The organism is Aquimarina sp. BL5, assembly GCF_003443675.1.
GTDB lineage: Bacteria > Bacteroidota > Bacteroidia > Flavobacteriales > Flavobacteriaceae > Aquimarina.
The window spans coordinates 616,981-638,661 of record NZ_CP031963.1 but is presented as its reverse complement, the minus strand read 5'-3'; the positions used below and the strand labels follow the sequence as shown (position 1 = coordinate 638,661).

General features: G+C 30.9%; 19 protein-coding genes. 18 read left to right on the top strand and 1 reads right to left on the bottom strand.

Annotated elements, in window-relative coordinates:
- Positions 1-5: 5 nt before the first annotated feature.
- From D1818_RS02935 to D1818_RS02905, 7 genes are all read left to right on the top strand, one after another.
- Positions 6-1,118: a glycosyltransferase family 4 protein gene (locus tag D1818_RS02935; RefSeq protein ID WP_118456248.1), complete on the top strand. Its 1,113-nt coding sequence runs from the start codon at positions 6-8 to the stop codon at positions 1,116-1,118.
- Positions 1,115-2,230, top strand: a complete 1,116-nt coding sequence (locus tag D1818_RS02930) for a glycosyltransferase family 4 protein (protein WP_118456246.1) — start codon at positions 1,115-1,117, stop codon at positions 2,228-2,230. Before D1818_RS02935 ends, D1818_RS02930 begins: the two co-directional genes overlap by 4 nt.
- Positions 2,231-2,232: 2 nt before the next feature.
- Positions 2,233-2,805: a serine O-acetyltransferase gene (locus D1818_RS25840; RefSeq protein WP_118456244.1), complete on the top strand. Its 573-nt coding sequence runs from the start codon at positions 2,233-2,235 to the stop codon at positions 2,803-2,805.
- Positions 2,806-2,901: 96 nt separating this feature from the next.
- Positions 2,902-3,996 (top strand): EpsG family protein, encoded by a 1,095-nt coding sequence (locus D1818_RS02920; RefSeq protein WP_118456242.1) that lies wholly within the window; start codon positions 2,902-2,904, stop codon positions 3,994-3,996.
- A 24-nt stretch (positions 3,997-4,020) separates the two neighbouring features.
- Entirely contained in the window at positions 4,021-4,911 is an 891-nt protein-coding gene (locus D1818_RS02915; RefSeq protein ID WP_118456240.1) for a glycosyltransferase family 2 protein, read from the top strand.
- Positions 4,911-6,053: a glycosyltransferase family 1 protein gene (locus tag D1818_RS02910; RefSeq protein WP_118456238.1), complete on the top strand. Its 1,143-nt coding sequence runs from the start codon at positions 4,911-4,913 to the stop codon at positions 6,051-6,053. The genes D1818_RS02915 and D1818_RS02910 overlap by 1 nt, the downstream gene beginning before the upstream one ends.
- 2 nt (positions 6,054-6,055) lie before the next feature.
- Positions 6,056-7,459 carry a phenylacetate--CoA ligase family protein gene (locus D1818_RS02905; RefSeq protein WP_118456236.1) on the top strand — a complete coding sequence of 468 codons (1,404 nt, stop codon included), beginning with the start codon at positions 6,056-6,058 and terminating at the stop codon, positions 7,457-7,459.
- A 70-nt stretch (positions 7,460-7,529) separates the two neighbouring features.
- Here D1818_RS02905 and D1818_RS02900 read toward each other — a convergent pair whose 3' ends face one another.
- A complete protein-coding gene (locus D1818_RS02900; RefSeq protein ID WP_158597056.1) occupies positions 7,530-9,521 on the bottom strand; it encodes a right-handed parallel beta-helix repeat-containing protein in 1,992 nt (663 codons plus the stop codon).
- Between the two features lie 457 nt (positions 9,522-9,978).
- Between D1818_RS02900 and D1818_RS02890 the strand changes: the two genes are divergently transcribed.
- The 11 genes from D1818_RS02890 to D1818_RS02840 all read left to right on the top strand — a co-directional run bounded on the left by D1818_RS02890 (position 9,979) and on the right by D1818_RS02840 (position 21,638).
- On the top strand, positions 9,979-11,133 hold the full coding sequence (locus tag D1818_RS02890; RefSeq protein ID WP_370449467.1) for a glycosyltransferase family 4 protein: 1,155 nt from the start codon (positions 9,979-9,981) through the stop codon (positions 11,131-11,133).
- Between the two features lie 78 nt (positions 11,134-11,211).
- Positions 11,212-12,519 carry a CoF synthetase gene (locus tag D1818_RS02885; protein WP_147406270.1) on the top strand — a complete coding sequence of 436 codons (1,308 nt, stop codon included), beginning with the start codon at positions 11,212-11,214 and terminating at the stop codon, positions 12,517-12,519.
- Between the two features lie 100 nt (positions 12,520-12,619).
- Complete coding sequence (locus D1818_RS02880; RefSeq protein ID WP_118456226.1) at positions 12,620-13,669, top strand: sugar-transfer associated ATP-grasp domain-containing protein; 1,050 nt, start codon at positions 12,620-12,622, stop codon at positions 13,667-13,669.
- A gap of 10 nt (positions 13,670-13,679) precedes the next feature.
- Positions 13,680-14,981: a CoF synthetase gene (locus D1818_RS02875; RefSeq protein WP_118456224.1), complete on the top strand. Its 1,302-nt coding sequence runs from the start codon at positions 13,680-13,682 to the stop codon at positions 14,979-14,981.
- A gap of 258 nt (positions 14,982-15,239) precedes the next feature.
- Positions 15,240-15,845, top strand: a complete 606-nt coding sequence (locus tag D1818_RS02870; RefSeq protein ID WP_118456222.1) for a sugar transferase — start codon at positions 15,240-15,242, stop codon at positions 15,843-15,845.
- Between the two features lie 25 nt (positions 15,846-15,870).
- On the top strand, positions 15,871-16,968 hold the full coding sequence (locus D1818_RS02865; protein WP_118456220.1) for a hypothetical protein: 1,098 nt from the start codon (positions 15,871-15,873) through the stop codon (positions 16,966-16,968).
- 23 nt (positions 16,969-16,991) lie between these two features.
- Positions 16,992-18,488, top strand: coding sequence for an AMP-binding protein (locus tag D1818_RS02860; protein WP_118456218.1), 1,497 nt, complete (start codon positions 16,992-16,994; stop codon positions 18,486-18,488).
- A 22-nt stretch (positions 18,489-18,510) separates the two neighbouring features.
- On the top strand, positions 18,511-18,756 hold the full coding sequence (locus D1818_RS02855; protein WP_118456216.1) for an acyl carrier protein: 246 nt from the start codon (positions 18,511-18,513) through the stop codon (positions 18,754-18,756).
- 5 nt (positions 18,757-18,761) lie between these two features.
- Positions 18,762-19,367, top strand: coding sequence for a sugar transferase (locus D1818_RS02850; protein ID WP_118456214.1), 606 nt, complete (start codon positions 18,762-18,764; stop codon positions 19,365-19,367).
- Between the two features lie 42 nt (positions 19,368-19,409).
- Entirely contained in the window at positions 19,410-20,054 is a 645-nt protein-coding gene (locus tag D1818_RS02845) for a NeuD/PglB/VioB family sugar acetyltransferase (protein WP_118456211.1), read from the top strand.
- 3 nt (positions 20,055-20,057) lie between these two features.
- Complete coding sequence (locus tag D1818_RS02840; RefSeq protein WP_118456209.1) at positions 20,058-21,638, top strand: FAD/NAD(P)-binding protein; 1,581 nt, start codon at positions 20,058-20,060, stop codon at positions 21,636-21,638.
- The last annotated feature ends 43 nt before the right edge of the window (positions 21,639-21,681 follow it).

Sequence of the window (21,681 nt, the reverse complement as noted above, 5' to 3'; positions counted from 1 at the left end):
TATAATTGATAAAACTACTATACATAACAAACAATATCAATGGTCCCGGAGGATTAGAAAGGGTGCTGTCAATTAAGGCTAGTTACCTTGCTGATCATTTAGACTATGAAATTCATATTCTGACATTAAATCAGAAGGAAGTACATCCGTTTTATGATTTTAGTAATAAAATAGTGTACCATAATATTTCTGTTGGAGGTAATTTTGTTTCTTATTTTTTACAATATTCAAAAAAGATTCGTGCTATAGTAAAAAATATTAAACCTGATGTTATTGCGGTATGTGATGATGGACTAAAAGGTTTTTTTGTGCCGTTGATCTTAGGAAAACTTTGTCCTATGATATATGAAAGGCACGTTTCTAGAAGTGTAGAAATCAAAAAAGGGAAAAGATCATTATCCAAAAGAATGGCTACTGGTGTTAAATTTGGGTTGATGAATTTTGGAGGTAAGTATTACGATCATTTTGTGGTATTGACTAATGGAAACCTTAATGAGTGGTCTTTTAAAAACCTAAAAGTAATTCCTAATCCTTTATCATTTTATCCAGAAACCAAAAGCACGTTAGAAACCAAAAAAGTTTTAGCTGTAGGGAAACATAGTTACCAAAAAGGATATGATAGATTGCTAAAAAGTTGGAAAAAAGTCGTAGAAAAACACCCTAGTTGGATATTAGATATATACGGTACTATTAGTGAAAAAGAAGGGTTAGCTACATTGGCTGATACTCTTAATATTTCAAAAACGATAAACTTTTATCCGCCAGTAAAAAATATAGCAGAAAAATATAAAGAAGCTTCGATCTATACGATGTCATCGAGATTCGAAGGTTTTGGCATGGTGCTAACGGAAGCGATGGCGTATGGTGTGCCTTGTATTTCTTATGATTGTCCATATGGACCCTCAGATATCATTACAGATAAAGAAAATGGACTTTTGATTGATAATGGAAATATAGATGCTTTTGCAGATGGGATAATTTCTCTAATTGAAGATAATGAAAACAGAAAATCAATGGGAATTAAAGCAAAGGAAGCAGTAAAAAAATATTTACCAGAAACTATTGCTAAAGAATGGGACGCTCTTTTTAAGGATTTAACAAATACTTCTTTAAAATGAGAATAGTCTTTATCATTGATCAGGTATACTTACACGGAGGGATAGAAAGAGTGCTCTCTATCAAGGCTAATTATTTTGCCGCCCAAGAAAACACCGAAGTTCATGTTATTACTACAGAACAAAAAGATGAAAAGGCCTGTTATATATTTGATGAAAGAATACTATTTAAAGATTTAGGTATTAATTACAATCGAAGAAAGTCATATTTTCATCCTACAAACCTTAAAAAGCTGCCTAAACATATTTCACGAACTAAAGCAGTATTAAAGGATATAAAACCGGATGTAGTGGTGGTTTGTAGCCACAGTGTGGACACCTATTTTGTTCCGTTTATCGTAAAACGTATTCCAAAGGTTAAAGAGTTTCATTATTCAAAATTTATTGAAAAAGACAAACGACAAAACCCTAGCTTGTTTAAAAAATACTTTTTCAAGTTTGCGGATTATGTGGAATCAAAATATGATACACTGGTTATTCTAAATAAAGATGAATCTAATTATTATAAGAGTAATAATACGGTTGTTATTCCGAATCCATTAACTTTTTATCCAGATAAAAAAGCAGAGCTATCTAGCAACAAAGTTATAACTGCTGGAAGAATTGCTGCCGTAAAGGGGTATGATATTCTTATCGATATATGGAAAGAAATAGCCAAAATTAGAAAAGATTGGCAACTTTTTATCTTTGGTAGTGGAGAAGAGAGGTATGTTAATATGCTTCAGGATAAAATAGAAGAAGCATGTATTCAGGATACTATAAAGTTAATGGGATCTACTAATAAGATTAAAGAGGAAATGTTACAATCTTCTATTTTTGTAATGACATCTCATAACGAGTGTTTTCCTCTAGTATTATTAGAAGCGCAAGCCTGCGGTTTGCCGATAGTATCTTTTGATTGTCCATATGGACCTAGAAATATAATAGATAAGGAAACTGGGGTTTTGGTGGAGTTGCACGATAATAGTTCATTTGTTTATCAACTTAATGAATTAATGGATAATAGAGAAGTGATGCAGAAAATGGGCGTAAATGCTAGAAAAAATGCTGAAAAGTATCAATTGGATGCAGTAATGAATCTCTGGCAGAAAATGTTTAATGATTTAATAAAATAAGCATGAGATCATTAATTTTAAATATTTATAAGATCTTTTTACTACCTCACGTGATTGTATATCAAATGAGTAAAAACAAAGATGTTGTTGATAAGGATATAGAAAGGTGGGCGTTGGCTAAAGGAATAAAAGGAGGTAAGGTATCATTACTTTTAAATTTCATAGCTAATTCTCCAGATTTTAGAACATTATTCTATTTTAGAAATAGAGGTATAGTATCTAGTTTGTTAAACATATACTGTAAAAAAGAAAAGTATTTTAGAATTGATATTAGCACAAAGCTTGGTGGAGGAGTGTTAACAGGACATCCATATAGTACCATTCTAAATGCAGATTCTATCGGTGAAAATTTATATGTAAATCATTTGGTTACTGTCGGAGAGGTAAATGGAAAGCGACCAACAATTGGGGATAACGTATCAATTTATACGGGAGCAATTATTATTGGCGATATCAAAATAGGTAATAATTGTTCGATCGGTGCCGGATCTGTTGTTGTAAAAGACATTCCGGATAATTGTGTAGTAGTCGGAAATCCTGCTCGTATTATTAAACAAGATGGTAAAAAGATTTAATTAATTTATAGTATGAAACTACCAAAAAGTAACATAATCAAAATATTAGGTGCAACTAAATTACAGATACATAATATTTAAATTCAGTTTATCAAAATGAACACTTTAGTACCCTTAGAGTATTATTTTCCATTCTATATTAATATATTTTTAATATTAGTATTGTTTACATTGTTGCATACGATGGTTTTGGAGATTCATGACTCAAAGAATATTGTGTTTATAAATTTTGCTGGGATTGTATTAGTAACTTTTTTAATTCTTTATTTAGGATTAAGACCAGTTAGTGGTAAATATTTTGGTGATATGAGGACTTACACTAAGTATTTTGAATGGTATCAGAGCGGAGGAGCAATACTAGGTTCGAAAGATGTTTTTTTTCATATATACATGAAAAGTCTATCATATATAGTATCAGCTCCTGTGTTTTTTACAGTTTGTGCTGCTATCTACATAGTTCCGTTAGCAAAAATTTCTAGAACATTGTTTAAAGAATATTGGTATTATGCTTTTTTAATGTTTGCTGTTTCTTTTTCTTTTTATACGTATGGAGTTAATGGTATTAGAAATGGTGCGGCGACTTCTCTTTTCTTACTGGGATTGAGTTTTCATAGAAAAAAAGTGATTATGGCGTTGTTTTTTTTACTAGCAACATCATTCCATAAAACAATGTTTTTACCAATAATTGCTTACGTATTAACCTACTTTTATAATAACCCAAAGACTTATCTGAAAGGATGGCTTCTTTGTATTCCATTATCATTAATTATGGGTGGGCTTTGGATTTCTATTTTTAGTAGTTTAGGATTTGCTGACGATAGGCTTTCAGGTTATTTAAATGCAGAAGTTGATGCATCTGCTTTTGCTAGCACCGGATTTCGTTGGGATTTTCTTTTTCATAGTGCTTTTGCCGTATTCGCTGGATGGTACTTTATTTATAAAAAGAAATTTGAAGACAAGTTTTATTATCAACTTTTAAATACCTATCTAATTTGTAATGGATTTTGGATCTTAGTAATTAAGGCTAATTATTCTAATCGATTCGCTTATCTGTCATGGTTTATGATGGGATTGATAATAATATATCCATTTCTTAAACAACGTATGTTCAAAAATCAACATTTTATGATTGGAAAAGTAGTTTTGATTTACTTTTCATTTACATATATGATGTATTATTTATACAAATGATAATCACTAACAATATATCAACTAATGAAAACTATAACCGTATTTACACCGACTTATAATAGAGCTTATTGCTTACATAAGTGTTATGAAAGTCTGATAAAGCAATCCAATCAAGATTTTCTTTGGTTAATTATCGATGATGGTTCTTCGGACGATACAGAAGCCCTCGTTGGTTCTTGGATTAAAGATGGTAAAATAGATATACAATACCATTATCAGGAGAACCAAGGAATGCATGGGGGACATAATGCAGCGTATAGACTAACAGAGACTGCGCTTAACGTTTGTATCGATAGTGATGATTGTATTGGAGAAGAGGCTATAGAGAAAATTCTTGTTGCTTGGGAAAAAATAAAAGATAAACCAGAGTTTGCCGGATTGGTAGGATTAGATGCAGATCCTGAAGGGAAAATTATAGGAACTACAATTCCGGAACATATAAAAGAAACTACATTATATGATTTGTATAATGTTCATAAGGTATTAGGAGATAAAAAATTAGTGTATAGGACAGAGGTGGTGAAAAAGTACCCTCCGTATCCTATTTTTGAAGGAGAACGTTTTGTTCCGTTAGGGTATTTGTATCAGTTAATTGATCAGGATTATAAATTACTACCGATAAACGAGGTGTTATGCGAAGTAGAATATATGGAGGATGGATCAAGTATGAATATTTTGAAACAATATAGGAGGCACCCTAAAGGTTTTGCATTTTCTAGAAAAAGTAGAATGAAGCTTGCTAAAAACTTTAAGGATCAATTTAAGAATGCAATACATTATGTGTCTAGTGCTATGTTTACTAAAAATGGATCTTTCATAAGTGAATCGCCTAAGAAACTGACTACTTTTTTGGCAATACCATTTGGAGTACTTCTAAACTTGTATATACGATATAAAACTAAAGGAGAATTTTAATGACAGCAATACGTGTTCTACAAGTTTTTACAATCATGAATCGGGGAGGAGCCGAATCTATGATTATGAATTATTATAGAAAGATTGATAGAGAGAAAGTACAGTTTGATTTTTTAGTACACAGAAAAGAAAAAGCCGCTTTTGATGATGAAATAGAAAGCTTAGGAGGAAAGATATATCGATTTGACCCTATCAACCCACTTTTTCCAGGTGATTATTATAATAAATTAAGAGTTTTCTTTAAAAATAACTCTAAATATTCCGTTGTACATTCTCATCTGAATACATTTAGTTGTTTTCCTCTTAAAATTGCTAAAGAATTTAATATTCCTTGTAGAATAGCGCACGCGCATATTGCAATAGATGATGTTAGTATTTTATCCCTGTTTTCTCAAAAAGAAAGTATAAAAGAAACATTCAAAAAACTAATCAAACTACAGTTAAAAAAGAAGGTTAAAAGAGACGCGACTCATTTATTTTCTTGCGGAGATAAAGCAGGGAAATGGTTATTTGGAAGCAAAGAATCTTTTACAACCATGAATAATGCAATTGATACAGAAAAGTTCGCATACAATGCATCAGTTGCTAAGGAGTACAAACAAGAGTTTAATTTGCAAAATAGATTGGTGATTGGTCATGTAGGGCGTTTTGCAAGTCAAAAAAATCATGCATTCTTATTACAAATTTTTGCTGCTTTAGTAAAAGAAAAACCAGCTAGTGATTTAGTTTTGATAGGTGATGGGCCGTTAAAGAAAGTGATGGAAAAAGAAGCCAAAAGTTTATCCATCGATAGCAACGTACATTTTTTAGGAGTAAGAGCGGATGTACCAGAATTATTTCAAATGTTTGATATCTTTGTTTTTCCTTCTTTTTATGAAGGTCTTCCTGTAACATTAATCGAAGCACAAGCAGCTGGTATTAAAGTGCTGGCATCTGATAGTATTACAACTGAAGTCAGCTTAACTGATGATATAGAGTTTCTTTCGATTGACAAGCCCGCCGAACTTTGGGCTAATAAAATATTAGAAATAGATGCTGCCATAAAAAATGATAATACAGAAAAGATAATCAAAGGGGAGTATGATATTGTTTCGAATACTCAAAAAATTCAGAAATTTTATATGGAACAAATAAAGGTGTAGTTATGGGAAAAATGCAGGAGAAAATATATAATAGTTTGCCTTATCCTTTTAAGTTTATATTGCTTAATGTAAAAGCATTTCAGAATTCTAAACAACGATATACTAAAGAGTTTGATGCTTTTTTAAAAGAATACATTGATTTATGGAATGCAGATAGTGATCATATAAAAGCTTATCAAAAAAGTAGATTGATACTTCTGTTATCAGAAGCATTAGAGCACTCTGATTGGTATGCTAAAATAATGAAGGAACTTGGTGTAAAATTAAAGGATATTGAAGAAAATCCTTATGATGTACTTCAGAAAATGCCAATCCTGACTAAATCAGAAAGAAAATCAAATCCAGATGTATTAGTAAATAAAAGTCGAAATACTGACGGGATAGGATATACCAGTGGTACATCTGGCGCTCCTACTATTAACTATTTAGATAAAGAATCAATAAATAGGTCTTTTGCTCTTTGGAGAAGGTTTCATAAAGCTATTGGTTTAGAAACCAAGAGAGTTAAACAAGTTCGATTTTCTGGAAGGTTGATAGTTAAACCAGATGCGAAAAAACCTCCTTTCTGGGTTTATAATTATTTCGAGAATCAACTATTAATGTCTACGTATCATTTAACAAATGATAATTTATTTCATTATGTAAAAAAATTGAATCGTTTTAAACCAATATTATTGGACGGATATCCTTCAGCAATTTATATTATAAGTAGGTTTATTAATCAAAATAATCTGACATTAAGTTTTACTCCAAAGGCTATTGCAGTTACAGCAGAGACTTTATATGATTATCAAAGATTAGAAATAGAGAAAGCTTTTAATTGTCATGTATATAATCAATATGCTTCTAGTGAAGGAAGCCCCTTTATTACAGAATGCACCGAAGGAAATTTACACTTAAATACGGATTCTGGTATTTTTGAATTTATAAATATAAAAGGAGAAAAAGCAAAAGAAGGAGATGTTGCGCAATTAGTAGTCACTAGTTTTACTAATCTAAAAACACCTCTTATCAGATATAATATTGAAGATACGGTATTGCTTTCTGAAGAAGGTAAAACGTGTGATTGTGGTTGCGCCATGCCAATCATAGAAAAACTTACAGGTAGGGAAGATGATATTCTTTGGACAAAAGAAAAGGGATATGTTGGTAGAATGGATACCGCTTATAAAGGTTTGGAAGGTATTGTGAAAAGCCAAATTATTCAAGAAAATCCTGATGAGATTCTGGTTAATCTAATTGCAGATCACCAGTTTGATGCTAAAATGCAAGAGAAGCTAGTGCATAATTTAAAGGATCGATTAGGTCAAAATATCAGATATCAGATACAGGTAGTAAAAGATATTCCTTTGGGACCGAATGGCAAGTTTGATGCTGTCAAAAGAAACTTTACGATAGAATTGTAAAAGATAAAGCCAGAATGCAATTACATTCTGGCTTTATTGATTTTATAAGATACCTATTACACTTTTTACCTTATCTAGTCGTACATGTGTTGCCGCTAAGATTAACGCCATTTGGAGTATCCGAATTATTATTTATACAGTTATATCTTTCCGCCCCAGAAGGTTCTAATATGTTATTATTAGAAATAGATACATCAGTGTGGGTTCCATAAATACGAATTCCATCACTATCAGAAGGATCTATTTTTGTATTAGACGTAATAGTAACATTTGTAGCATTTCCTAATTCGATACCTCCAGTAACATCATTATTTCTAAAAGTTACACCGTTGGCGTTAGCAAAAGTGACCTTATTAGAATTAAAAAACTTATTTTCTTCAAGAATTACATTGTAATTCCTAGTTTCATCAGTATTATTTAAAGTAGAGAAGAAAATATGAAATCCATTTCCATTAGTTGTAGTAATATCGTTTCCTCTAATTTCTCCATTATTAATAAAAGTATTAGTAGCAGCTATACCTTTTTCAGATGCTACTATATCATTATCAATAACTCTTGCATCATTTGGTTTACTCATCTGTAAGCCTACAGCAACATCACTAATAATATTATCATGAACATAAGCTTCATTAGAACTAACCACAATACCTGTAGTATATCCAGCAATTTCATTACCAGCAATTTCATTATTAAATACAGTTTCGCCTGTTCCTGCAGCAAAAATAGCCCAACTCTCGGTTGCACTTCCAGCAGCATTAAACCTATTATTCAATATTTTGGTTCCATTAGTAAGCGAATATACTACTCTGGTTCCTATGTCATTATCTTCTACTGTAATGTCTTGTCCGATAGTTACCGTTACAAATCCGGCTCTACTATTAGTTTCTGTATTATTTCTAATAGTAATATCAAATGCTTTTTGTAATTCTAATAGCACTCCATTATCATCTCTTCTTCTTGCTGGTTCTACATTAATAGCGTAACCAACTTCTCCTCCGTCAGAGTTTGGCATAGGTTGTCCATTATTTATAAAAGTATTCCCTTCAACTATTATATCGCTACCATCAGTAAGTGAAATCCCCATTCGTCTAATATCTTTAAAAAGACAATTTTTAATAGTTACACCTTTAGTCGGGTAGTAGTTAGCAGGATTCGTAGAAAACCCTTTGGAATATACAGTAAGTCCTCCTTTAGAACCTTCTATAAAATTAACACTATCAATAGTAACGTTTCTTCCAGATTGCACGTGTATAAGATGACTTCCTTCTAATCCATTATCAGCAGCAGAATAACTACGTTCCTCTCTATCTCCGTGTAACCATCCACCACGAACAGTAGAGTTATCTACATCATTAAAAGCAAGTATCGCTCCGTTTTCTATTCCTGCTTCTGCAGGAAAAGTTCGAAGGTGTGTATTATCTGTCATTAACAAGGTGAAATTCGATGGAATATTAACAGCTTCTTTACTTGCTCTAAAAGTTTGTACGGCAGGAGGGGTAATTTTAGTAACCTCAAAATAAGCGTCGAATTGATCAATTTTAAAAGTGGTTGCCTCCATTTCTTTAGTTAAATAGAACAGATTTTCCAAATTAGCATTGTTTTCTAAAGCAATGTCCGATGTTGTTTGTCCTTCTATAATATTTTTCCATCTGGATGGAGTGAAGATAAAAGTAGGATCTTTAAGCACTACATCACCTTCTGTCGTTAAATCAGAATTTAAAAGTCTTCCGTCAATATATCCACCAGAGAAAACAAGTGTACCATTAAATATATCTCCACCTTCAAAATCAAAATTGACATTTGCAGGTAAATTAACAGTTGCGCCTTCAAGGTCTAATAAACAATCAATAATAATGGTAGAATTTGCAGCGATACCAGAAAGATCAAAATCACAAGGATTATCTGAAGTTATGTCAGTATCTTCTTCCTCTTCTTCATTAGTGTCTTCCTCTTCTTCAACTTCTTCTTCAACATCAGCAACAATTTCTTCAAAACCTTCATTACTACAAGAAATGTAGGAGAAGGCTATTACAAATAATAGGTAATAAGGTAACTTTTTCATTTGGATGGGGGGTTGATTTTTAGTTTCATTTTAATGTTTGGATAACGGATGTTTATCGACGTTATTGTGTATTACGTCGAAAAAAAATGTTAAAATTTACAAAACATAATTAATTGATATTTAAACACTTAATGCTTTGAGGTTTTACCGTAAAATAAAATGAAGTTTCATCCAAAAGAACTTTGTATTTGATATAATATGACATAAAATAAGTGATAGGGTGTGTGAGTTGTTTAAATCAGGGTATATTCCCTACGATAATTAAGTAAACTGTTTTTTTTTGTAAGTTTTTCCTTTCTTTTAATTGTGATTATAATCTTTCAATTATGATTAGAGTATTATATTTAGAACCAATATATTGAATAAACATGTGTTAAAAAAAGAATTAGAATAAAAATTTTATAAGAATCTTATATCTATATATTTGCAATGAAAACAGATATTTTTATTTATACAAGTGGGAAAGAAAACTAAGATTATTCGTGTTACTACTGTACCTATGTCACTCGGAGGTTTACTTCAAGGACAACTTAAGTTTATGTCGCAATATTATGATGTTGTAGGTATATCTGGTAAAGGGGGAGATCGGTTAGATAGAGTTTCAAGAGAAGAAGGAATCAAAGTAATTCCTGTAGAGATGACTCGTAAAATAACACCGATTCAGGATTTAAAAGCGGTAGTTCAATTATATAAGATTTTCAGAAAGGAAAAACCATTTATTGTTCATAGTCATACTCCAAAAGCTGGAACTTTGTCCATGATTGCGGCAAAATTAGCTAGAGTTCCAAATAGATTACATACAATAGCAGGATTACCTCTTTTAGAAGCTACTGGTGGAAAGAGAAAATTATTGGATATTGTGGAAAAGCTTACTTATAGATGTGCTACGATGATTTATCCTAATTCTTTCGGTCTTAAAGATATTATTATTGAACATGGATATACCATTCCGGCAAAACTAAAGGTAATTGCTAATGGAAGTTCTAACGGAATAAATACTGCTCGTTTCGATCCTAACTTGTATTCAGAAGCAGACAATCTGAAGTTAAAAGAAAAATTAAAAATCGATAAGAACGAATTTGTTTTTGTTTATGTAGGTAGGTTGGTTAAGGATAAAGGAATTAACGAATTAATATCTGCTTTTGGTAAATTAAGTTTAGAGAATGAAAATTGTAAACTTATTTTGGTAGGTGTATTCGAAAAAGATCTTGATCCATTACTACCTAAAACAGAAAGTGAAATAAATACAAATCCTAACATCATTTTTGCTGGTTGGCAAAACGATGTACGACCATATTTCGCAATTTCAGATGTTTTAGTTTTCCCAAGTTATAGAGAAGGTTTTCCTAATGTGGTAATGCAGGCAGGGGCGATGGGCTTGCCTAGTATTGTTACGGATATTAATGGATGCAATGAAATTGTTTCTGAAAATGTTAATGGTACTATTATTCCTGTAAAAAATCCAGAAGCACTATATACGAGCATGAAGAAGTTTATGATGAATAAAGACTATTCTAATCAATTATCAATGAGTGCAAGAACCATAATATGCGAAAATTATGACAGACAAAAGGTTTGGGATGCACTAAAGAAAGAGTATAGTGAATTATAAATCTTATTAATTTAATATAGAATTGAGAATTAATAATTTAGATTCGTTTATTCTCTTCGTTTTATTTAGATGATAGATATGAGACTTGGAGAAAAATTAAGAAATATTTCTTTTTGGTTAATTGATTTTTGCACAGGACGTGATATTAGAAAGCATTATAAAGATATTGAGGACATTATAGAACGTCCTCATAATAAGAAATCAATATCTAAACAAGAGCATTACCTTCGGCAATTACTTGTACATGCATCTGGCACAACAAGTTTTTATAAAAGTTACGAATCCTCCGACTTTCATAATTTTCCTATCATAAATAAAGAGATAGTTAAAAATTCTTACCAAGAATTTTTGTCAGGGACCTATAAACATAAAAAACATTTTAGTGTATCCACTAGTGGATCTACCGGCACTTCTTTTACAATGCTTCAGGATTACAATAAGAGAAAAAGAAATACCGCAGATATTATTTATTTTTCTGAGTTAGCTGGATATCAATTGGGACATAAACTCTTTTATTTAAGATTTTGGGATATGTTCAAAAAGAAGAATAAGCTAGCATCTTTTCTCCAAAATATTATTCCAATAAATGTATTTGATTTATCAGATAACACAATTAAAAATTTGATTGAGATTTTAAAGAATGACACGTCTAATAAGGCAATGTTAGGATACGCTTCATCATTTGATAAAATTTGTAATTATCTGGACTCAATAAAGGCTGAGCCTATCAATTGTAATCTTAGATCTGTAATAGGCATGTCGGAACGTTTAGATCCATCCACAAAATTATCTATGAAAAAGTATTTTGGTGTAGATATGATTTCAAGATATTCTAATGCAGAAAACGGAATGATAGCCCAACAACCAATTGGTGAAGAGTATTTCGAAATAAATTGGGCGAGTTATTATGTAGAAATTTTAGATTTCACAAGTAATAATAGAGTGGGATATGGAGAATTAGGAAGGATTGTTATTACTGATTTATTCAACTACCATACACCTATGATTCGATATGATACAGGGGATTTAGGAATTATGGATGAAATTAAAGAAAACGGAAAAACTAGATATGTTTTTAGTAGAGTAGAAGGTAGAAAAATGGATAGTATACGCAGTACATCTGGAGAAATATTATCTACAAGTATACTGCTAGTGATCAATAAATATAAAGAAATTAGGCAAAGACAAATTATTCAGAAAACAAAGAATGAATATCTCTTTAAACTAAAGATTGAAAATCATACTTTTGGCGAGGAAAAAGAGTTTATTGAAGAATTTCGGGGATATTTTGGTCATGATGCTATTATTAAATTGGAATATGTTGATGAAATTCCTCTATTAGCTTCCGGGAAACAAAGGGCAATTGTTAATGAAGTTAAATTATAGAATCCAAGTGTTTTTAAATAAAAGGAATCAGTTTTTTGGTATGCTTTTATTTTTTAAAAATTCGGATTAGACTAAAGTAAAAAGTTATAGATATTCAATTATGAAACGAAAACTTTCTTTGTTAAAAAAAAGAGTTTCAGTTATTCTAAAGGATAATAATAGAAAAGGTTTTTTTCAAATCATAAAAGAAGCTATCTCTTTTTGGATTGTAAAAAAAGAGTTCCCATATTTCTACTTCGGAAAATTCTTATATCGAAAGGATATTAAAAATTATAAAGATTACTTAAGTAGTAAGGAAGTAGATAAAATAACACTTTCCAAAAATTTACATCATTTTCAGTATGCTTCACTACTAAGAAATAAACTTGCTTTTGCATTTTACATGGAAAAGCATAATATGCCAGTTCCTTCTTTAATTAGTTATAATTTAGGTAATAGGTTCTTTTGCAATTCAGTTTTTCAAATGATTGATAGTAAACAGAAACTTCTTACATATTATAAAGATCTTTTTAATAAGACGGGAAAAACAAGAATTTTTGTAAAAGCCATTACCGAAATGGGAGGGACCGGTGCATATCTTATTACAGAGCAAAATTTAGAAGAAGAAATTAGTAAATATGGCACTTATATACTAGCCAACGATTGTATACATCAAGATGTTATTGTGCAGCACGATGCAATCAATAAAATATATAAACACAGTGTGAATACCATACGATTTGATACTTATATGGATAAAAATAACAAGATTCATATTTTAGTAGCTTACATGCGATTTGGAAGAGGAGGCAATGTTGTGGATAATATGAGTTCCGGTGGTTTTTATGTCGGTGTTGATGAAAAAAATGGAGTGCTAAAAAGTAAAAGTTACCAATTTATGAAATATGGTGGTAGCCAATTAGATCGTCATCCCGATACAGGTATCATATTCGAAGGTTATAAAATACCATACTTTAAGGAGGCTTGTGAGCTTATAGAAAAGTGTGTGACATATATTCCAGATAGAATTATTGGTTGGGATATTGCAATTACCGAAAATGGTCCGGTTATAATAGAAGGGAATGATAATACCAATCTTTTAGGACCAGATGTTACATATGGAGGACTTTTAAAGCATCCGTTGTATAAAGAAATTATGAAGGAAGCATAAAAAATAGACGATGAAAATATTCGAGTTATTGAGAAATAAAGCATTTTGGATTGTAGATGCTCTAAAAGGAGGGGATAAAAAAAAGCATTATAATGAGATCAAATTTTTAATTGAAAATCCTACTTCTCAAGAAGCAATTAATTGTAAAGAAAAAAATATTCAAAATATTTTAGATCACGCTGTCCAATCAACGGATTACTATAAGAAATATAAAGGTTATGCCTCGATTGAAGATTTTCCAGTTATAAATAAGAATATTATTAAAGATAACTTTGAGAGTTTTCAATCTAAAAAATTTGTTGGTCTTCCTAAATTTACCTTAAGTACTAGTGGTTCTACAGGTACACCTTTTACGATATACCAAAACAAGAATAAGAGATTAAGAAATATTGCGGATACTATTTATTTTTCAGAAAAAGCTGGTTTCAATATAGGATTCAAACTTACCTATTTTAGGCTTTGGAATGCATTTGAAAAAAAAGGAGTTTTAAATAGATTTCTTCAGAATATAGTGCCTATAGATGTATTTGATTTAAAAGATAAGTCGCTTATTGATAGAGTTATCGATACTTTATCTAAAAGTAGTTCGTCTAATAGCTGGTTGGGATATGCCTCTGCTTATAAAGAAATATGTAAGCATCTAGATAGTAAGAACTCTTCTCCAATATCTAGTAATTTAAAATCTGTAATTGCTATGTCTGAAAGACTAGATGACTATACAAAACAAAGCATTTATAAATATTTTGGAACAGAAGTAGTTTCTAGATACTCTAATGTAGAAAATGGAATTCTTGCTCAGCAACCCTTAGGAAATGTTAAAAAATTCGAAATTAATGAGGCTAGTTATGTTGTAGAGATTTTAGATTTAAAATCTGATAAAAGAGTCGAAAATGGAAAACCGGGTAGAATTGTAATAACCGATTTGTTTAATTACTATGTTCCAATGTTAAGGTATGATACTGGTGATATAGGAATTAAAGATGTAATTGATGGAAAACCCTTTTTTAGAGAAGTGAGTGGAAGAAAAATTGATGTGATTTATAATACGAAAGATGAAATTATAACTGTAAATTTAGTTTTGTTGGTAAATAATTATCCTGAATTAAAACAATGTCAATTAATTCAAAAAGCCTCAGGAACGTATCATTTCAAATTAAATTCCGAGCAAGAATTTCTAAGAGAACAAGAATTTATTAATGAGTTTAAAACTTACTTAGGAGAAGATGCTTCTATTTCGATTGAATATGTTGATGAAATTCCATTACTTGCATCAGGAAAACGCAGAGTAATGGTTAATGAAATGAATCTCTAAAATTCCTTTATGAGCTGCATAGGAACATTTTAAGTTTTTATTAAAAACTAGTTAAATTAAGTTAAAAAAATAAAATATAGATTGTATATTTGCCACCGATTCTAATCATAGAATTATAGATATGATGATGACTGCATTCCCCTTGACAGATAAAAATCATTGTACTAGTGTATTTCCCCCGTTTTTTAAGTGTAAGAATATCCCATGGAATGTATTCCATGATTTTGAGTATATTCATTTTTAAACTGGAATAATAAGGTGTATAAATATTTTTTAAAAAGAGTTCTGGATTTTAGTACAGCATTGATATTGCTTATCATCATTGCGCCTATATTTCTTTTATTAATTGCTTTTCTTGCTATTGCTAATAATGGAAAACCATTTTTTGTCCAGAGAAGACCTGGTAAATCTGAGAAAATTTTTAGTATTATCAAGTTTAAGACAATGAATGATCTGAAAGATGAGCAGGGCAATTTATTGCCCGATAAGGATAGAATGACACCAGTTGGAACATTCGTAAGAAAAACTTCATTAGATGAAATTCCTCAATTGATAAATGTATTGAAAGGCGATATGTCTTTGATAGGTCCAAGACCATTGATTATAGAATATTTGCCTGTATATAATGAAACGCAAAAAAAGCGGCATAATGTAAGACCTGGAATCACGGGTTGGGCACAAGTAAATGGTAGGAACTCGATTACCTGGAAGAAGAAATTCGAATATGATGTTTGGTATGTAGAGAATTGTAGTTTTCTAATAGATCTTAAAATACTAGGTCTTACATTAAAAAAAGTTTTGAAAAAAGAGGATGTAAACTTGTCACAAGAGTTAACATCAGAATGGTTTAACGGTACTAACTAATTAGTTTTATTGTAGTCAGAAGCGCATGAGTAAAGATTTACAAGTAATAGGCTTAACAAAAAAGATGTTAAGGGAAGCTATTGATAAAAATACCTATTGGAAAAATGATCTCGCACCATTACCAAAGAGTAAAGCGTTATGGTTAGTGGGCAATGATAGGATTGATGAAGAAGATTATTGTGGAGTACTAGGTCATGAAGGAGACAAAATGATCTCGTTTATATTTATGTTTCCTGATGTATTAAATACGAAGGATAGTAAACCAAGAAAGGTTTATTGGATGATATCTTGGTGGGTACATAAAACCTATAAAGACACTGTTTTAGGAACATACATTTATAATGAAGCGGTTAATCTTACAGGAAAAAAGATATTGATTAAGTCGTATGCCGAGAACGTAAATACCTTTTATGAAAAGCAACCCTTTAGAGTAATAGCCGAAAGATTGAGACATACCATTTTTTTTAGCTTGGATGCTTCTATGTTAATCGGAAGGTTTAAGTTTTTAAAATCATTCAAATTCATTCTCGATCCAATAGATAGTTTTGTTGGTTTAATTGTACGGTCTATAAATAGATCTAAGTTAAAAAATATGGTAAAAACACTTTCTTATGAGTTTGTAAATCAAATAGATGATGAGACATGGGATTTTGTTAAGCCTCTTTGTGATAGTGATTTGATTTATAAAACAAAGGAGTATGTGAATTGGCAAATTGATGCGAGCCAATACCTTCAAACTCCAGTACCAAATAAACATCCTTATACATCACTACAGACAGGTATTAGTAATAATATTTATCTTCATAATCTAAAAATAGTAAAAGAAGATACAATCATTGGTTTTTTATCTTATGTTATAAATTATAATGAGTTTAATGTTAAATATTTTTTGGTAGCCGATGACGAAAATTATAATGTGTGCGTGGATGCATTAATGGAAAATTTCATAAAGCATCGAAAAACGTTCATATTTACTGATGATACAAAATTGTCTGATAACATAACTAAAAGATATAGAACAATTTTTACACATAAAGTTACCAAAAAAGGCTTGGCACATAATGATACTGAGATAGATTCTGAGAATTTTGTTATGTTAAACCGTGATGGACATTTTTATTAAACCAATTGCATAATCAACCACAAATGGAATTCGTAAAAAAATTACAGGAATCAATAGAAAAATATTCAGATCATAATGTATTATGTATTAATGGAACATTTTATACTTATGGACAGTTTGCCATAGAAATATCCAAGATTAGATCTGCTGTAGTTAATACGATAGAAGATTCAGAAAAGCTAATAGGTTTAGTGACCAATGATGATCTTCAGACCTATGCGAGTATTGTTGCTTTATGGTTAGAAGGAAAGGCATACGTTCCTGTAAATCCAGAAGTTCCATTCGAACGAAATGCAAAAGTTTTTGAACTAACAGAAACTAGGTATGTGATTGATTCTTCGGAAAGTTCAATATATGATAATCACAATGTAATTGCTTCTAAAGAATTAACAAATGCTGAGATTAATTTGGTTCCTAAAGAATTTTCAGGAGATCAATTGGCTTATATTTTGTTTACTTCTGGTACTACTGGTTTGCCAAAAGGAGTACCTATCACATTTGATAATATTCAGGCGTTGGTAGGAGCCATTGATGCAGAGCCGACATTTAATTTGGAACCATCTGATCGATGTTTACAAATGTTTGAGCTAACTTTTGATTTTTCAGTAGTTGCTTATTTGTTTCCTTTATTGTCAGGATCTTGTATGTATACTATTCCAAAAGGAGCGATTAAGTACTTTTATATTTTTAAGTTGATAAATGAAGAAAAACTTACTGTACTTACTATTGTGCCGTCCATTATCAATTATTTACGTCCTTATTTTTCAGAAATAAATGCACCTGATGTGAGATATTGTAGCTTTGGTGGTGGTGCTCTTCATAGCGAAATAGCAAAGGAGTGGAGTGATTGTTTACCAAATTGTAAAATATTCAATTATTATGGCCCTACAGAGTTTACAGTATATAGCGGTTTTTATCCATATCATAAGGAAACAGATACCAAGTCACATAACGGTATCATAGCAATTGGTACTCCACAAAAAGATACGTTATATCTTATAGTAAATGAAAATAATGAAGAAGTTGGTATCGGCGAAACAGGAGAATTATGTTTAGGTGGACCGCAAATAACTCCAGGGTATTGGAAAAATGAAGAACGAAATGCTCAAAGTTTTTTCATAAGAGAAGAAAATGGCTCACCTATTAGGTACTATAAAACGGGTGATCTTTGTTTAAAAGATGAAGAAGGAGATTTTTTATACGTTGGTAGAGCAGATTTTCAAGTAAAAATTAGAGGCTATAGAGTAGAACTCGCAGAAATAGAGTTCCACGCAAAATCCAGATCAGACAAAAAAGTAAATATGGTAGCTCTTGATATCACTAATAATTTAGGAAATGCGGAATTGGGATTAGCAATCGAATCCGAGGAGTTTGAAACAGAATATATCTTTGATTATATGAAGACTGTGATGCCAAGTTATATGATCCCTATGCATGTGAGATTCATAAAAGAATTTCCTCATAGTATCAATGGAAAAATTGATAGAAAAGAATTGAAAAAACATTTCGACATAAACTAAACAACTAAAAATAACGAATTAAATGAGTAGAGAAGATATTTTATCTAAAGTAAGAACAGCATTCATTTCTGTATTAGAGCATGAAAATTTCCAGCTTTCTGATGAGACAACTGCTAATGATGTAGACGGATGGGAATCCATAACCCATATGATGATTATTACAGAGGTGGAGAAAACTTTTAGTATTAAGTTTAAATTAATGGACTTAATGAACATGAATAATGTTGGAGATTTAATTAATAGTATAGAATCAGAATTACAAGCGTAGATTTTATGTATCATTCATTTATAAAACGTTTTTTGGACTTTACACTTTGTTTTATTGGCGTTCTTATGTTAATGCCAATTATAGTCGTGCTTATTGTATTATTGGCGATAGCTAACAATGGTAAACCATTCTTTTTTCAACCAAGGCCTGGCAGGAATGAAAAAGTGTTTAAAATTATCAAGTTCAAAAGTATGAATGATAAAAAAGATGAGAATGGAGTGTTGTTACCTTTTGAAAAGAGAATTACGAAAACCGGGAAGTTTATAAGAAAATATTCGTTAGATGAGATTCCACAACTTTTCAATGTAATAAAAGGAGACATGAGCTTAATTGGTCCAAGGCCACTTTTAGTAAAATATTTACCCTTGTATAGTGATTTCCAAAAAAAGCGACACAATGTAAGACCCGGAATAACTGGCTGGGCTCAGGTTAATGGGCGAAATACTATTTCTTGGGAAGAGAAGTTTAAACTAGATGTTTGGTATTCAGAACATTTAACCTTTAAACTTGATCTTAAGATTATTTTTATGACAATTAAGAAAGTATTGTTTAAAGAAGATATTAATAGCGGAGAAAACGTAAATATGCCTACTTTTACAGGTAATAATTAACTAGATTGAACAAGAAACCACTAAAAACTATATTATATTAAATTGAAAAACGCTGTAATAATTGGTGCAGGAACACAAGGTCAAGTGTATGCTTCTTATCTAAAAGAAGCAGGAGTGAATATCATTGGTTTTATTGATGATAATCCAGATCTTATAGGTAAAGAAGTAATTAACATACCTGTTATAGGGAAGTATAAGGATTTGTTTTTAGATGAATTTAAAAATAAAATTCACGATGTATATTGTCCAATAGGAGTGAATGCTGTAAGAGTAGAGTATTTATCCACTTTAAAAAAAGAAGGATATGGTATTCCTGGTTTTTTACATCATACGGTGTCCATAGCACCAGATGTAACCATCGGTGAAGCTGTTTATATGTTAGCAGGTAATATTGTGATGCCACATACGACCATTGGGAATTATATTATGATTAATATGGATAGCACTATTGCTCATCACGTGACTTTAGAAGATGGAGTATTTATGTCTTCTGGTGTTAATATTGGAGCTTTAATCAATGTTAGAAAAAATGCTTATATCGGTATGGGCGTTACTGCAATGACAGGTATTAAAGAAATAGGAAAAGAAACATTAATAGGGGCAGGAACAGTAATTATTAAGGATGTTCCAGAATATACTACCGTAGTTGGTAACCCAGCTCGTGTAATAAAAACAAAACAACCATAGTTTATGGATTTTGAAAATAAAACTAACCACACAGATATCACCTTTATAGGTTCAGGTATCTCATCTTCATTTACTATTTTACATTTTCTTGATCGATTAAAAACCAAATCAATAAGCAAGAAAATATCAATAACTATTATAGACAAATACCCAGAGTTTTATACAGGAATACCTTATGGTGTGAGATCCGGTTTTTCGGTTCTCTTAATCACATCTTTAAAGAATTTCTTACCTGAGCCAGAACTAAGTAAGTTTATTAAATGGCTTAATGTAAATAAAGAATGGTTATTAGAAGAATTTAGACTTGATGGTGGTGTATTGTCTGCGGAGTGGCTTTCTAAGCACGAGGATAAGCTTAAAAATAATGAATGGGAAGATCTCTTTATTCCTCGTCGCTTTTTTGGTTGTTATATTGATCAAAAAACCAAGAAGTATATTAAGGAAGCTGAAGAGAAAGATACTATAACTGTAAACTTTATCAATGCAGAAGTGGTTGATATAGATAGGTCTGATACTATGTATTCATTATCTCTTGGAAATGATCAAGAGATCATTTCAGAGAAAGTTGTTCTTTCTCTAGGTTCGCTTCCTACCATGCATTTATGGAAAAAAGAAGATTTAATTACAGATGACCATTTATTTTTTGTTAATAATCCTTATAAGCCTTGTTTAAAAGAAGTACTGGCAAAGCTGGAAACTTTTTTAGAAGATAAACCAGAAAAAAAGCTGAACGCTTTAATCGTTGGTGCAAATGCTAGTGGGTTAGAAATGCTTTATAAGCTTAATGATAATGGAAATATTAAATCGAAAATCAACAAGTTTACATTACTTTCTACTCAAGGATTATCACCAGACTCAATTGTAGATGAGGAAGGTAAAAAGAAATATTGTCCAAAAAATTTACTCGCCCTGGCTGATCATCAAAGTTTAACAGCAAAACAAATTGCCGATGCTACATATAAAGACTTGGATTTAGCAGATGAGATTCACTTAGGTGCGGCTTCTACTGTAGATATTATTTCACAAGCCTTTGGTTCATTGTTAAAAAAACTAGATCGAGAAGAACTTAAGAAATTTGCCTGTCTTTATGGTAATGATATAGGAAGAAGACAACGATGTGCCGGGTATCATTATTCTAAAACAATAGAAGTTTTAAAAGAAGAAAGTCGTTTTGATCATATTGCAGGGAGATTTGTAGATATAAAAAAGAATTCAGATAACATGTACTCTTTAGAGTACTTAGATACCAAATCGGGAGCTAATAAAATTTCAGAAAATTCGGTACAAGTAGTTTTTAATTGTATAGGGAGTACAAATTTAACTGCATCTGATGTTCCGCAATTATTAAAGAAAACTATAGAAAAGAAATTATGTGTGCCTAATGAATCTAAGATTGGTTTTGAAGTGAACGAATCTTTAGAAGCATCGTCGAATTTACATATTGTAGGACCATTGTTAGCTGGTAATATTTTTGAAGGAAAAGCTGTTTGGCATGCAGAGCATTGTGGAAGGATAATATGGCTTTCTAATGTTCTTGCTGATAAAATATATAATTGTTTTAATGAAAAAGTAGTGAAAGAATAGCAAAAGAATAGACCTATAAACGAATTACTAATAAACCACCTAA